The sequence below is a fragment of the Blautia sp. ZXY-1-B12 genome, assembly GCF_056339915.1.
Window position 1 is genome coordinate 16,880 of sequence record NZ_JBWJVP010000108.1, and the last position, 14,484, is coordinate 31,363.

Genomic DNA, 14,484 nt, shown 5'->3' on the forward strand with positions numbered 1-14,484 from the left:
GGCGCGGTCTGAAGCAACTGGCAAAGTATTTTTAGGATAGAATAACAAAGGGCGCAAGGTCTCAAAGTGTTTCCGGCACAGGGGCTTGCGCCTTATCTATATTTGGCCATTTAATAGGTTTGATTGTGCAGATTAAAATTTAATATCTTTATGAAATCTTCAAATTTCCCCCGTATCCTGTTGTTAAAACCAAAAGAAAGGACAAAAGGATATGGATATGATTTTGGAAATAACCGGCCTTTGCAAAAATTTCAACGGGCAGACAGCCGTAAATAACATATCGCTGAACATTGAAAGAAATTCCGTCTATGGATTGTTAGGACCAAATGGAGCCGGAAAATCTACAACACTCAAAATGATAACAGGTATTTTGAGGCCCACATCTGGGAGTATTGAGTTTGACGGCCACGCATGGAAACGCAGCGACTTAAACCATATTGGAGTGTTAATTGAAATGCCGCCGCTTTATGAAAATTTGACCGCCTATGAAAATCTGAAAGTAAGGACTACTATTTTAGGGCTGACAGATAAGCGGATTGACGAAGTGCTACAAATCGTCCGGCTGACGGAAACAGGCAAGAAAAGAGCCGGACAGTTTTCTCTTGGTATGAAACAGCGTCTTGGAATTGCAGTTGCATTACTAAACAACCCGAAGCTGCTCATACTTGATGAACCAACCAACGGGCTTGACCCGATTGGGATTGAAGAACTTAGAGAGCTTATCCGTTCCTTTCCTGCAAAGGGTATTACCGTTATTTTATCAAGTCATATTCTCTCCGAGGTACAACAGACCGCTGACCACATCGGCATTATTGCGGGCGGCGTCTTAGGCTATGAGGGGAAACTTAATGCAAACGAAAATTTGGAACATCTTTTTATGGACGTTGTAAAAAGCAATCACAGGGAGGGTTAAGGCATGGACTATCTAAAATCAGAACATTTGAAATTCAAGAGGACAATATCGAACAAACTGATTTTCATTGTTCCGCTAATTACGGCTATTTTTGCATGGCTTATGGGTGGATATATAGGGTATCAGTACATGACGCTTTACTGGTGGTATGCGTTCCTGCTTCCGGGAGCAATCGCAATTTTGTGTTCTTTGTCACACAGAAAAGAAGAAAACGCCGGGAAATACTATTCGGTATTTTCTATGCCTGTAAATCTTTCGAGATTTGAATTTGCCAAGGGCATTATCTTAGTCGAAAAACTGCTTGTTTCAGCGATATTTTTAGCATTGCTCATTTCTATCAGTAATATCATTGCTCCGGCAACGGCAGTATATTCTCTTTTACACAGCATTACAGGAAGTATCGGAATTATCCTTGCGTCTGTCTGGCAAATCCCTTTGTGTCTGTACTTAGCACGCAAAACGGGAATGTTTGTGCCGATTGTGTTAAATACAATACTTGGGATTGTCCTATCTACTGCTACCGCATTAGGAAATACAATAGCATGGTGGTTTGTACCGTATTGTTGGGCAGCAAAACTGGCAGAGCCACTTATGGGAATTGAAATAAACGGAACTTATGCGGGGAATTGTGGATTTTCTATAGCCATTATGATTTCCATTTCGTTGTCAATACTCTTGTTTCTTATTTTATCCTATGCCGACGCAAAGGATTTTTCCAAAGGGAGGTAGACAGAAATGGGTTTTATTTATGCGCTTCGTTCTGAACAGGAAAAAACGAAGCATACATCGTTTTGGGCTATTCATTTTTGTGTACCCGTTATGGGGGCATTGTTATTTCTTGCTTACTATTCCCAGTATGCCAGCACCGCAGACAGTAAAAAGCTCAAAATGATATTGGAAATTACGACAACGTTTTTTCCGGTGTTGATAAGCGTTATTGTTGGTCTGAACGTTGCACTGGAAGAAAAGGCTTCACACTTCCAAACGCTGCTTGCTGTACCAAACAGACACAAAAATATGCTTGCAAAATTAACTTATCTTTATGGTTCGGGGGTATTTGCATTGTTCTTTCTGTTCCTGTTATTTGTGATTGGCATACATCTTTTGGGAATAGCTGATACAGTGCAGCTCGGAATGCTCATTGGAGCCGCCGCCGGGATGGCCTTTTGTAATTTTATAATATACATCTTGCACCTGTTCCTTAGCTTCAAATTTGGATTAGGGTTATCCCTGTTTTGGGGCGTGTTTGAAAGTCTGCAATGTATCTTATATAGCAATATTGAGCTGAAAGGTGTAGCCCGGTATATCCCCTTTGCATGGTCTATGAATTGGGTACAGGATATTTTGAGCCGACAAATTTTCAACTATGGAACAGAAAAAATATGGATTGCAGCATTAACGACAGGTGGCTTGTTGCTGACCTTATTATGGTTTTCTCATTGGGAGGGAAGAAAAAATTATGAATAAAAGCAAAAAAATAATGCTACTTCTGCTGTTTACCTTTATCGTTTGTGTGGCTCTTGCTGGCTGTACTTTACAGGACAGAATCGAAGAATATTCCAGTGACAAGGAACAATGCTATTTGAATACGGAAAATGTAACACGTTTTTCCTATAAAGGTAACGATTACACCATTTTGGCAGATACCGTATCAAATGGCGGGCTTGGAGAATGGATTGGATATATCCGGCAGCTTGCCGCCATAGACGAGAACGGAAAAATATTGCTGCAAGAAAATGTTGAAACGGAAACTTTTCAATCCTTAGCGGATTTGGCGGAGAAAGCACCAGAAGCCGCTTACATTATTCCTTTTCTCAATGTATATGCGGCTCCTAACGCAGACGATTATCTTATTGTAGATGTAAACGGAGGGTATCATAAAGCTGTTATCAGCGAAAATGTCAAAGATAGCGATACTGTTTTTGATTTTAAGAAAACAGAAGAATCTATAAATGACAGCTTTGAAGTCAATCCAGAAAATGCGACACAACTTCTTTGGGGCGGGACGGTTTATCAAGTAACGTCTGATATGGTATCAGATGATGAATTAGGCAGCTACATTGATATTCTCGCTGAAAGTGTTACATTCGATACAGAAACGAAAATCCCTTTGTCAAAAGAAGATTTAAGCAAGATTGACTGGTACGGGGAAAATGCCGGACAGGGGCGAGAGTCTTGGTTTTACACAGATGTCTATGAGATTTACGGAACCGATAAAGCGGAAGCGGTTGCGGTCAATGTAAATGATAACTACTATATTGCAAAGCGACAATGACAGCTTTCCTACCTTCCTACCCTTGGAGCTTGTGTTATACTAAAAAGGACAACGAAAGGAGGCAACAATATGGCAGCGATCCTTATGATTGATGATGAACAGGCTATTTTAGAGCTTGTCAAAAACGGGCTGCGAAAGGATGGGCATTTCGTGACCACTTATACCTCTGCCGCACAGGTACCGATTGATAAGCTGAACAGATATGACTTGATTATACTGGATATTATGATGCCAGATGTAGACGGCTTTTCCTATTGTGATAAAATTCGTTCCCTTGTAGACTGTCCTATTCTTTTTCTGACGGCAAAGACAATGGAGCATGACATCACATTTGGGCTTGGTCTGGGAGCAGACGACTATCTGACAAAACCATTTCGTATTGCAGAATTGCGGGCGAGAGTAAACGCCCACTTACGGCGTGAACGTAGGGAACGACATACCGCACTTACCTTTGACCGCATAAAAATTGATTTATCTGAAAAAGAATTACGGATAGATAACACGCCTGTTGCCTTAACGAAAAGCGAATATCTGATTTGTGAATATCTTGCAAGGAATAAAGGACAGGTATTTTCAAAAGAACAGATTTACGAAGCTGTTTTCAGCTTAGAGGGCGACAGTGATAATTCTACGATTTCTACTCATATCAAGAATATCCGGTCAAAATTGAACAAACTGGATATTCAGCCGATAGCGACAGTCTGGGGGATTGGATATAAATGGGAATGAAAAAAACAACATCACTGAAAGCGTCTTTTTGGAAATTCTTATGTATGCTGTTGATTGGACTAATAGGTGCGGTGGCAATACCATTTGGTCTTATTTTAGCTGGAACCAGTACAGGGCTTATTACCTATGCGGATTATTCAGAACGCTGCACAAAAGATCTTGCTCCTGTTATTGCCGCAACGCCGGATTTGGCAGATGTGCAGCTTCCTATGGGCTGTGAATATTTGGTGCTGGATAAAAATTATCAAGTGACGGAAACGACCTTAGAGGGCGACGATTTGGACCGGGCTATGGAATACGCAATATCCGGGCAGATAAATACAAACCTCAACAAACAGTATTTGCTTGTGACCCGCGAAAATGAATATGTAGTGCTGCAATATTACATAGGTTCACAGTTTACAAATGAATAGCTTTATGAGCATTTTCCCTCACCGGAAATTCTACTTTATATTTTTATAGCAATCAACTGTATTGCAGTATGCGTGATATTGACAGCGAAGTTTGCAAAAAATATGAGAGACGCAGCTCTCCCCACTTTTTGAAGCGACAAGGCAGGTAGCAGAACAAAATCTTGGTTTTGAAGTGGGACATTCAAAAATCAGAGAATTTGAGGACGTACTTTGTTCTTTTGCAAACATGAAAGATAATCTGAAAATATCTTTAGAGAAGCAATGGAACGCGGAACAGTTACAGAGAGAACAGATTGCAGCACTCGCTCACGATTTGAAAACACCTCTGACCGTCATTCAAGGAAATATTGATTTGATAAATGAAACGGAGCTTGACGACGAACAACGTCTATATGCGAGTTACATCACTGAAAGCTCCGAGCGGATAGGCATTTATATTAAAGCGTTAATTGACATTTCCCGGACAATCGCCGGGTATCAGCTTCATTTGGAGAAATTTGATATAGCTGATTACATGGGCCAGATTAAAGCGCAGGCAAGCTCTTTATGCCTTACCAAAGGAATTTGTCTGCAACTGGAAACGGGGGCTAACCTGGGCACACTCAAGGCGGATAAGCTGCTGTTGGAACGGGCAATTATGAACGTGATAAGCAATGCGTTAGACTATTCTCCACCACAGGGGACAATTTATGTAACGGTGCAAAAAACAGACTGCTTTTTGCATATATCTATAACGGACGAGGGAGGCGGCTTCACACCGGAGGCTCTACATCATGCACAAGAACAGTTTTTCATGGGCGACAAAAGTCGTACTTCTAATATGCACTTCGGTATGGGACTTTATATCACAAGCAGCATTATCAAGCAACATGGCGGGCAGCTTGTTTTAAGCAATTCTAAAAAGACTGGCGGCGCACAGGTTATTATCAAAATTCCATATTAAAAGTAGTGGGCGGTACTGTGGTATCGCTCATTATTTTTTCAAATCTTTATGAAATCTACAAACTTTCCATATAGCATATAGGTAAAGAATAAAGCTACAATCTGCCGGACGACGGCAAAAGAAAAAAAGCCGTCGTAGAGCAGACAATTTGACACGCCCATTTGAAACGGCGGCTTTGATTTCAGAGCCGCCGTTTCTTTGCGTTTACACAAACTAATGACGACTTGCAGGGACACGGTAGCCGCTTGGAGGTTAATTTGCCGTGTCTCTTTTGCTTTTTCAAAGCTCCCATGATCTACATCAATTAAAAAAAGCATTGCCCCTCCTCCGGGCAAGTATAGCATTGCATCGGCATTATCGTTCCATGTGATTCAGCATAATAATGACTGTTCTTGGCGCGCCAGTTTCCCATTGCGGGAATCTGGCGTTTTTTGTTGCCTTTTTTTCGGAGATAATCCGGCTGTATACCGGTGCCGTTCCCCACCTCCATTCGATTCACTCGTCAATCACCCGTGAATCGAAATGGAGGTACAGAATGAAGAAAATTAATCTTCGGAAACTTTATCCTGATGTTTATACAGTAGACTTTTTTGTAGATGTGACAGAGGAAGTAATGGAGACTATTCGAGCAGCTGAACGTGCGGAGGCTGTGTATGAGCGAAAGATGTATCGTTATAAAGCACAGTATTCTCTGGATTGCGAGAATGGCATTGAAAATGCGGTGCTGTTAAAGCCGCAAACACCGGAGATCATCAAACCTCTGGGAGAGATGTATATGGAAGAAGTGACTGCTGACGATATTCGGCTGGCGCTTGTTCCATTGTCAAAGAAATCGGAAGGCTTATATAATAAGCTATAAATGAGCAAGTTCGTGATTTTGCATAAAAAGAAAGACACCTTAAATCGTTTGTGTTGTATAATGAAAGTAACCAAACAAACATTGCAACATTTACGAAAGAAGGTGCCTCTCGCAAATACTATACATCATTCTACATTCATATACAACCAGTTTAAGAAATTAAATTTATGCAAATCTTTTTCGGGTTACTGTTCATACCTCGCGGGATATTACCAGTGAACAGTAACGTTTGGATTGCTATTTTTATGCAACTATTTCTTGCTGCTCTTGACAAAATAATTCTTAGAGATTATAATTATAACAGTGTTATATATCACTGTTATATAGGAGGTGTGCAAAATTAACGGAAATGGAACGACTTTAGAAAATATCCACCGGGCAGCGAAAGCAGAATTTTTAGAAAAAGGATATAAAGACGCTTCCCTGCGGAATATTGTGAAATCCGTGGGAATGACTACCGGAGCCTTTTACGGATATTACAAAAGCAAAGAAGAACTTTTTGAAGCCATCGTTGGTGAACATTATGAATATATTCGTAACCGTTTTATAAAGGCACAGCAGGAGTTCGCCGAACTACCAGCTGCCCAGCAGCCGGAAGTCATGAGTGATATTTCGGGAATCTGCATGTACGATATTCTCTATTATGCGTACGAACATTTAGAGGAATGTAAACTGATCCTCTGCTGTTCGGAAGGGACAAAATTTGCCGGGCTAATTGATGAAATGGTGGAGATTGAGGTAGATGGGACGCATGCCTATCAGGATGTCTTAAGGCAGCTTGGACGGCCCTCTCCGCATATCGATCCTTCGCTGGAGCATATTCTGATCACCGGAATGCTTCATACTTTTTTTGAATTGATCATCCACGAAATGCCGCTCAAAGATGCCGAAAACTACGTTAGAGAAATGCGCGCCTTTTATACGGCGGGATGGATGAAAATTATGGGGCAGTAATGCCTTATAATTTTTGTCTGTAAGTTAGCTATAGCTAACATAAATTCGGATATTGAAGAACATAGACGTGTTCTCTTTATCATAAACACAAAGAAAAGGAGGAATTTTTTTGAAAAAACAATCCAATTTATCACGCCTGCTGGAAATTGCAGGCAGCCATAAGTACCTGACCTATGCTTCCTGGGTGCTTTCTGCAATCAGTGCCCTGATTGCTCTGGTGCCATTCTATTACATCTGGAAAGTGATCAAGGAAGTACTGGAGGTGGCACCAGATTTTGGCCAGGCACAGAACCTGACTGGCAATGGCTGGATGGCAGTATTGTTTGCTGTCCTGGCGGTGCTTGTCTACATAGCCGGGCTTATGTGTTCCCATTTAGGGGCATTTCGTATTGCCACAAACCTGCGTATCCAGACCATGGAGCATATTGTTAAGCTTCCTCTTGGATTTGCCGAGAGTTTTGGCAGCGGAAAACTGCGCAAAATCGTCAACGAATCCAGTGCAGCCACCGAAACCTATCTCGCTCATCAGCTTCCCGACAGAGCCAATGCCATTGCAACCCCCTGCGGTCTTTTGGTGCTGTTGTTCGTGTTTGACTGGAGACTGGGGCTGTTGAGCCTTGTTCCGGTTGTGCTGGGCTTTCTGATTATGATGGCAATGACCGGAAAGCAGATGCAGGAAAAGATGAAAGAATACCAGAATGCGCTGGATGATATGTCCAACGAAGCGGTAGAGTATGTCCGCGGTATTCCGGTGGTAAAAACATTTGGCCAGACGATCTTTTCCTTTAAGAAGTTTAAAGACTCCATTGACCGCTATAAAGTATGGGTGATCGCCTATACCAAGCAGCTTCGGATACCGATGATGTTCTATACAGCTGCGATCAACGGAGTTTTTGCCACACTGATCGCCGGAGGACTGTTGCTGACACAAGACGGTGTGACTTCCGGTTTCTTACTGGATCTCATTTTCTATATCATTATTACGCCGGTTATTTCTGTTACGCTGACACGCATCATGTTCCAAAGTGAAAATGCCATGATCGTAGATGACGCTTTACAGAGAATTGACAGCGTTTTGCATTTGAAGCCTCTGGAGGAAACCAAACACCCAATGCATCCGCAAAACGCTTCCGTGGAACTGAAATCGGTTCATTTCAGCTATGACGGAGAAAAAGAAGTATTAAAAGATATTTCACTGACCATTCCTGAAGGACGAACCGTAGCTTTTGTCGGCCCGTCCGGCGGTGGTAAAACAACCCTTGCCAACCTGATTTCCCGATTCTTTGATCCCCAGAGCGGAATGGTAACAATAGGTGGTGTCAATGTGAAAGACATCCCAAAGGAGGAACTCATGAATACGGTGTCTTTCGTATTTCAGAACAGCCGTCTGATCAAGGCGTCCATTCTGGAAAATGTGCGTATGGGGAAACCGGAAGCTACCCGTGAGGAAATTTTGGCTGCCCTTCATCACGCACAGTGCGATGATATTCTGGAAAAACTCCCACAGGGTGTGGATACGGTTGTCGGTACAAAGGGTGTCTATCTTTCCGGCGGCGAGCAGCAGCGAATTGCCATTGCCCGTGTAATGCTGAAAAATGCACCGATCATCATTCTGGATGAAGCCACTGCCTTTGCTGACCCGGATAACGAAAGCCGCGTACAGGCTGCTTTCTCAAGACTTTCCGAGGGAAAGACCGTGATTATGATTGCCCACAGGCTTTCTACCGTAACAAATGTGGATCAGATTTTTGTCATTCAGGACGGACAGGTTGCCGAGTGCGGGAACAGTCGTGAATTGCTTGCAAAAGACGGCATTTTCAGCCGTATGTGGAAAAATTATCAGACTTCCGTGCAATGGAAGGTAACAAAGGAGGTGCAGTGATATGATCAAAAAACTGCAGAAAAAATATGCCCTGTCTGAACAGGGAGCAAAAGACCTGATCAAAGGCTGCCTGGCCTGTGTCCTTCAGAATCTGTCTTTTATGTTTCCGGTAGGTCTTTTATATTACATGGTCAGCGATCTGATGAACGGGGGTGTTCCCGGTGGGAAAATTCCATTTTATGTGGCAGGCTGCGTGGTGTGTATCGGCTTGATTCTGCTGACCACTTTCTTTCAATACAATGCGACCTATTTTGCCACTTACAAAGAAAGCGGTATCCGCCGCATTACCCTTGCAGAGCATCTGCGCAAAATCCCCCTTTCCTTTTTCGGGAAAAAGGATTTAGCCGATCTTACCAGTACCATTATGGCGGATTGCACCTTCCTGGAGCAGAGTTTTTCGCATTTTATCCCTGAGCTTGCGGGTTCGATCATTTCTACGTTTCTGATTTCCATCGGTCTGCTCTTTACGGACTGGAGAATGGCACTGGCTGCCTTATGGGTTCTGCCGGTTGCCTTTGCGATTGTGGGATTTTCCGCAAAGATTCAGGAAAATCTGAATCAGAAAGCGATGGATGTGAAGATGGCCTGCGCAGACGGGATACAGGAGTGCATTGAAACGGTTCGTGACCTGAAAGCGAACAACGCGGAGCAGGCATATTTAAAAGGTCTGGAAAAGAAGATCCGTGCCGTGGAGCATCGTTCCATCCTCAATGAATTCGGCCTTGCTGTTTTTGTGGTTTCCGCATCGCTGGTGCTGAAGCTTGGTATTGCAACGGTTGCGCTGGCAGGAGCTGTTCTGCTCATGCAAGGAAGCCTCTCCGTGCTTACATTCTTTATGTTCCTTCTGGTAGTATCCCGTTTATATGACCCTCTGCAGGGCGCACTCCAGAATCTTGCGGCAGTCATCAGTACACGAACCAACATTGCCCGTATGAATGAAATTCTCGATCATCCGATCCAGCAGGGCAGCGACAGGCTTTCCAATCAGGGGTATGATATTGTCTTTGACCATGTTGGGTTTGCCTACAATACCGGAGAAACCGTATTGAAAGATGTTTCCTTTACGGCAAAACAGGGAGAGGTTACGGCCTTGGTCGGCCCATCTGGCGGCGGAAAAACAACCGTATCCCGGCTGGCAGCAAGGTTCTGGGATATTAACAGAGGAAAGATTACCGTGGGAGGCATGGATGTATCCCGAATTGACCCGGAAACACTGCTTTCTCTGTATTCCATCGTATTCCAGGATGTTACACTGTTTGACAATACGATTCTGGAAAATATCCGAATCGGAAACAAAGACGCCACAGATGAACAGGCCATTGCTGCTGCGAAACTTGCCAATGTGGATGAATTTGCGGAAAAACTGCCGGATGGATGGCATACCAATATCGGGGAAAATGGCTGTGAACTTTCCGGCGGAGAGCGCCAGCGTATCTCTATTGCCCGTGCATTTCTGAAAAATGCGCCGATCATTCTTTTAGATGAAGCTACTGCTTCCCTGGATGTGGAGAATGAAACCTTGATACAGACAGCCCTTTCTCGTCTGATCGCAGATAAAACGGTTCTGGTCATCGCCCACAGGATGCGTACCGTAGCAGGAGCAGATAAAATTGTTGTCCTTTCTGATGGCACCGTGGCAGAAGAAGGATCACCAAAGGAGCTGGAAGAAAAGAATGGTGTATATGCCCATATGGTAAAACTGGCAGACAGAAAGCCAGAATTGGAAACTTTCATAAAGAAAAAGGAGGGCTGGTTATGCAAAAATTAGGCGTTGTGGAGGATACCCTGTTTGTCCCTATGCTGGGCAGAATCTATGCCAGTGAGCATTGCCCGCAAATTTTATATGATAAAAAAGCATTGGAATTGAAAAATAAGCTACCCTCGGACTTGATTGAACAGAATATGCAGAACCAGTATACCCTTTTGGCCTCTGCTTCCCGGTCTGCTAATATGGATCGGATTATTCGGGATTTTCTGGAACGCAGACCGAACGGTGCGATTGTCCAACTGGGTTGTGGCCTGGAGACAACCTATTACCGCTGTGATAACGGAAGGGCACGCTGGTATGCTGTGGATCTGCCTCATGTGATCGAATACCGGCGAGGGCTTCTTCCCGAACCGGAGCGTGAATGCTATATTTCCGGGAATGCCTTTGCAAAGGACTGGATCAAAAAAGTCCGCGATGAGGTGCTTGATACTCCGATTCTCGTTATTGCAGGTGGACTATTCCATTATTTTGAGGAAAATAAGGTCATTGCCCTTCTGCGTATGATTGGACAATTTGGAAATATGGAAGTTGTTTTTGATACCGTGAACAGAAAAGGCATGGCAATGATGCAAAAGAAGTACATGAGGCAGGTAGGCCATGCCGATGCGCAGATGTTCTTTTATGTCGATGCAGTGGAAGAACTGGCGGCAAAGATCGGGGGTAATGCAAAGGTGATTGCGGATGAACCATACTATCGTTACATCCCTAAAAACGGCTTAAAGATGTCCACGAAGGTCAGTATGGCGGTTTCTGATTGGTTCTGCATGGTGAAGATGATACAGTTGAAACTATAGATGCTTTTGCGTGGAAAAGAAAAGAGGTTAAATCTTGTTATAACATGTAATAAATGTTACCACAATCAACTCTACAATGATTTGTTTTCCAATAAATTAGAGCGATGATGTATTACTCAAATAAAAATTAAGCACAGAGTGATTCTTTCTAATTGGTAACTAAACTACTTAAAAAACTATTATATAATTAGTTTATATCAACTGATAGGGAGGTGGAAATGAGCATGAGTGAACTCCACAAACCAGAATGGTACGGGGAATGTGCTATAATTTCTGATAAATATAATGATTATGTTCAAATAAAATATAAATGCAATGGGACTGGAACTTTATATGATTACTCATTATTCCCTGGTATCAATTTAATTTTTATGGATTTTAACTGTTCAGATATTTTTCATGAACCGATTCCCAATAAAAATATCATTGAAATTCGTCATTACCAAAAGGGACGCGTTGAGTTTGAATTAAGGAATAATAAGGTTTTTCACATGAAAGAAGGAGAATTATGTATCAATGCTCTTGCTAATGTTCCTGCGGCATATTCTTTTCCCTTTGGATATAGTGTTGGATTGAGTTGTGTGATTGACAAAGATTCTATTGATGCGAAAACAAAACAAATTTTTTCTTACTATAATATTGATGTCTTAAATCTTGGACAAGAATTGGAAATAGAAAAAAAGTGGTTTTTATGCCGGACACCACAGCGATTGTTACATATCTTTGATGAATTATACGCTGCAAAAGGCGTGGAAGGAAAAGATTACTTCCGTATTAAATTATTGGAATTGTTTTACCATATCAAACAACTGCGGATTGAAGATCAGTATGAAGCAACATATTATTCCAAAGAGCAAATTGAAATCATTAAGCGTATCCGACATCAGCTTATAGAAAACCTCGACAAAAAACTATCCATAGAAGAACTCTTGCGAAAAGAGCCAATGAGCAAGGTCACATTTCAAGCTATTTTCAAACAGATTTATGGCGATACGCCCTATGCACATATCAAAAAGTATAAAATGAATCTTGCGGCTGTTTATTTGCAGGAAACAGATCAATCAATCACGCAAATAGCCGGTGAACTTGGATATTCAAATATTAGTAAATTTGCGCGAGCCTTTCAAGAAGTGTTTGGAATGCTTCCAAAGGATTACCGTAAAGCAAAAAAGTGATTTAACTTTTGGGCTGTTTTCTTGATTTACTTTTCCCTTTGGAGTAGTTAGAGACTGCAAACCGGTGTAGAATGGCAGTGTAGTTAGCTATTGCTAACTACACTGCCATTTTATTTGTTAGGGCAAAGCCCTGTTTGCCATTGTGGAGTTTTTCGCTGATCCGAAAAACGGAGCTTTGGAAAACAAATAAACCACCTGCTATGCAGGTGAGTCAGCATTGCTTCAGCTTACAGAAAAAAACCTCCGGTGGTATAATTAATGTAGGTTCGCCAACCGCACTAATATACACAGGAGGTATCCATATGGATAATAATAGTTTATCACATACAAAGTGGAATTGTAAGTATCATATTGTTTTTGCACCAAAATATAGAAGAAAAGTAGCATATGGAAAAATTAAACAGGATATAGCAGATATTTTGAGTATGTTATGCAAAAGAAAAGGTGTAAAAATTATTGAAGCAGAGATATGTCCAGATCATGTACACATGTTAGTAGAAATTCCGCCAAGCATAAGTGTATCGTATTTTGTAGGGTACTTAAAAGGAAAGAGTACATTAATGATATTCGAAAGACATGCAAATCTGAAGTACAAATATGGAAACAGACATTTCTGGTGTCGCGGATATTATGTAGATACGGTAGGGAAAAATGCAAAGAAAATACAGGAATATATAGCAAATCAGTTACAGGATGATCTGGAATATGATCAAATGACACTGAAAGAGTATATTGACCCGTTTACGGGTGAGCCAGTAAAACGTAACAAATAAAGATAAGCCCGAAAGGGCTTTGTAGGTAAATGATGTTGCGCTTGGCGAACCTATTTCGATGAGTCTTTAGACTCCAGTGCCGGTAATAGACCCTTATAGGGTCAAAGCAAACCACCGGCTAAGCCGGTGGTCGTGATTTAAGGAGGTTTCAAAGATGGAACAAACGGTGAAGAAAAAGTTTGGCATTCGCGATATTATGACGATTGCCGCAATGATGGTCATCAATTTCGCAATTGCAATGGTGATTAGTATGGTTACATTGCCTTTCCCAGCAGTATATTTATACGGCTCTGCTGGTATTGATGCCTTTATTGGAGCAACATTTTATTTGGTTGCGGCAAATCGCATTAACAAACACGGATTGTTGTTTGCTTGGGCTACGGTTTATGGACTAATCCAAGGTGTTATGGGTTATATGTTCTTGGTTCCCTATTTCTTGATTGTAGCCCTCATTGCCGAGTTATGCATGGTTGGCAAGAATACATACCGAAGTGCAGTTCGCAACCGAATTGGCTGGATGGTCAACTCAATCGGAAATTTTGTAGGCTGTGCCGTACCGCTGTGGTGGTCTTGGGACAGCTATCAGGAAATGGCAGCAAGCAGCGGTTTTGATGCAAATACCTTGAATATGCAGCTCTCTATGGTGACTTCTCCGGCGCTGATGCTTCTGGGTGTTGTCATTACTGCGGTTCTTGCAATTCTTGGTACATTGTTCGGCCAGCGGTTGCTCAGAAAGCATTTCCAAAAAGCTGGCATTGTAGGATGATGGCCGGAGAAAAAAAGCAAAGGCGGATTGACCGGATTGACGGGCGCACAGTTCTTTTCCTGACGCTGTGCGCCTGCCTTGTGACTTTCCTTACCACGAGTTTTTGGGGACATGGGATTTTTACCTTTTGGATTTTTCTGATCCTGTGCTGGTTCGGCTTGTATAAGCAGGCTATTGGATGCTTTGCGGTCTATTTGGTAGCGATTGTATGGCTGATGATCGAGACAAAGTATCAGATCA

At 42.2% G+C, this 14,484-nt stretch carries 14 protein-coding genes and 3 pseudogenes; 16 read left to right on the forward strand and 1 reads right to left on the reverse strand.

From position 1 onward, the window contains the following. The first annotated feature begins 211 nt into the window (after positions 1–211). The 7 genes from AC075L_RS06590 to AC075L_RS06620 all read left to right on the forward strand — a co-directional run bounded on the left by AC075L_RS06590 (position 212) and on the right by AC075L_RS06620 (position 5,273). Entirely contained in the window at positions 212–913 is a 702-nt protein-coding gene (locus AC075L_RS06590; RefSeq protein ID WP_476387398.1) for a lantibiotic protection ABC transporter ATP-binding protein, read from the forward strand. Between the two features lie 3 nt (positions 914–916). Further along, positions 917–1,642 carry a lantibiotic immunity ABC transporter MutE/EpiE family permease subunit gene (locus AC075L_RS06595; RefSeq protein ID WP_005423207.1) on the forward strand — a complete coding sequence of 242 codons (726 nt, stop codon included), beginning with the start codon at positions 917–919 and terminating at the stop codon, positions 1,640–1,642. Positions 1,643–1,648: 6 nt separating this feature from the next. Then, positions 1,649–2,380 carry a lantibiotic immunity ABC transporter MutG family permease subunit gene (locus tag AC075L_RS06600; protein ID WP_476387399.1) on the forward strand — a complete coding sequence of 244 codons (732 nt, stop codon included), beginning with the start codon at positions 1,649–1,651 and terminating at the stop codon, positions 2,378–2,380. After that, the gene (locus AC075L_RS06605; RefSeq protein WP_117528060.1) at positions 2,373–3,188 is read left to right on the forward strand and encodes a NisI/SpaI family lantibiotic immunity lipoprotein; all 816 of its coding nucleotides are present in this window, start codon (positions 2,373–2,375) and stop codon (positions 3,186–3,188) included. Before AC075L_RS06600 ends, AC075L_RS06605 begins: the two co-directional genes overlap by 8 nt. A 69-nt stretch (positions 3,189–3,257) precedes the next feature. Then, on the forward strand, positions 3,258–3,917 hold the full coding sequence (locus tag AC075L_RS06610; RefSeq protein ID WP_119244473.1) for a response regulator transcription factor: 660 nt from the start codon (positions 3,258–3,260) through the stop codon (positions 3,915–3,917). Then, positions 3,908–4,330, forward strand: a complete 423-nt coding sequence (locus tag AC075L_RS06615; protein ID WP_476387400.1) for a hypothetical protein — start codon at positions 3,908–3,910, stop codon at positions 4,328–4,330. Before AC075L_RS06610 ends, AC075L_RS06615 begins: the two co-directional genes overlap by 10 nt. A gap of 226 nt (positions 4,331–4,556) precedes the next feature. Further along, the gene (locus tag AC075L_RS06620; RefSeq protein WP_476387401.1) at positions 4,557–5,273 is read left to right on the forward strand and encodes a sensor histidine kinase; all 717 of its coding nucleotides are present in this window, start codon (positions 4,557–4,559) and stop codon (positions 5,271–5,273) included. Between the two features lie 38 nt (positions 5,274–5,311). Here the strand turns inward: AC075L_RS06620 and AC075L_RS06625 are convergent, their stop codons facing one another. Further along, entirely contained in the window at positions 5,312–5,590 is a 279-nt protein-coding gene (locus tag AC075L_RS06625) for a hypothetical protein (RefSeq protein WP_476387402.1), read from the reverse strand. A gap of 218 nt (positions 5,591–5,808) precedes the next feature. Here AC075L_RS06625 and AC075L_RS06630 point away from each other — a divergent pair. From AC075L_RS06630 to AC075L_RS06670, 9 genes and pseudogenes are all read left to right on the forward strand, one after another. Then, positions 5,809–6,057 (forward strand): annotated as a pseudogene (locus tag AC075L_RS06630) (sigma-70 family RNA polymerase sigma factor); the annotation flags it as partial. Between the two features lie 405 nt (positions 6,058–6,462). Further along, the gene (locus AC075L_RS06635; protein ID WP_019160814.1) at positions 6,463–7,086 is read left to right on the forward strand and encodes a TetR/AcrR family transcriptional regulator; all 624 of its coding nucleotides are present in this window, start codon (positions 6,463–6,465) and stop codon (positions 7,084–7,086) included. 109 nt (positions 7,087–7,195) lie between these two features. After that, entirely contained in the window at positions 7,196–8,968 is a 1,773-nt protein-coding gene (locus tag AC075L_RS06640; RefSeq protein WP_476387403.1) for an ABC transporter ATP-binding protein, read from the forward strand. Position 8,969: 1 nt separating this feature from the next. Beyond that, a pseudogene (locus tag AC075L_RS06645) lies at positions 8,970–10,704 on the forward strand (ABC transporter ATP-binding protein). A gap of 19 nt (positions 10,705–10,723) precedes the next feature. Then, a complete protein-coding gene (locus AC075L_RS06650) occupies positions 10,724–11,530 on the forward strand; it encodes a class I SAM-dependent methyltransferase (protein ID WP_055058369.1) in 807 nt (268 codons plus the stop codon). A 218-nt stretch (positions 11,531–11,748) separates the two neighbouring features. Continuing rightward, positions 11,749–12,705 (forward strand): helix-turn-helix domain-containing protein, encoded by a 957-nt coding sequence (locus tag AC075L_RS06655; protein ID WP_019160818.1) that lies wholly within the window; start codon positions 11,749–11,751, stop codon positions 12,703–12,705. Positions 12,706–13,007: 302 nt separating this feature from the next. Beyond that, positions 13,008–13,478 carry an IS200/IS605 family transposase gene (gene tnpA / locus AC075L_RS06660; protein ID WP_118408900.1) on the forward strand — a complete coding sequence of 157 codons (471 nt, stop codon included), beginning with the start codon at positions 13,008–13,010 and terminating at the stop codon, positions 13,476–13,478. A 154-nt stretch (positions 13,479–13,632) separates the two neighbouring features. After that, positions 13,633–14,244 carry an MptD family putative ECF transporter S component gene (locus AC075L_RS06665; protein WP_118630320.1) on the forward strand — a complete coding sequence of 204 codons (612 nt, stop codon included), beginning with the start codon at positions 13,633–13,635 and terminating at the stop codon, positions 14,242–14,244. Continuing rightward, positions 14,241–14,484, forward strand: a pseudogene (locus AC075L_RS06670) (energy-coupling factor transporter transmembrane protein EcfT); the annotation flags it as partial. The gene AC075L_RS06665 and the pseudogene AC075L_RS06670, both read left to right, overlap by 4 nt.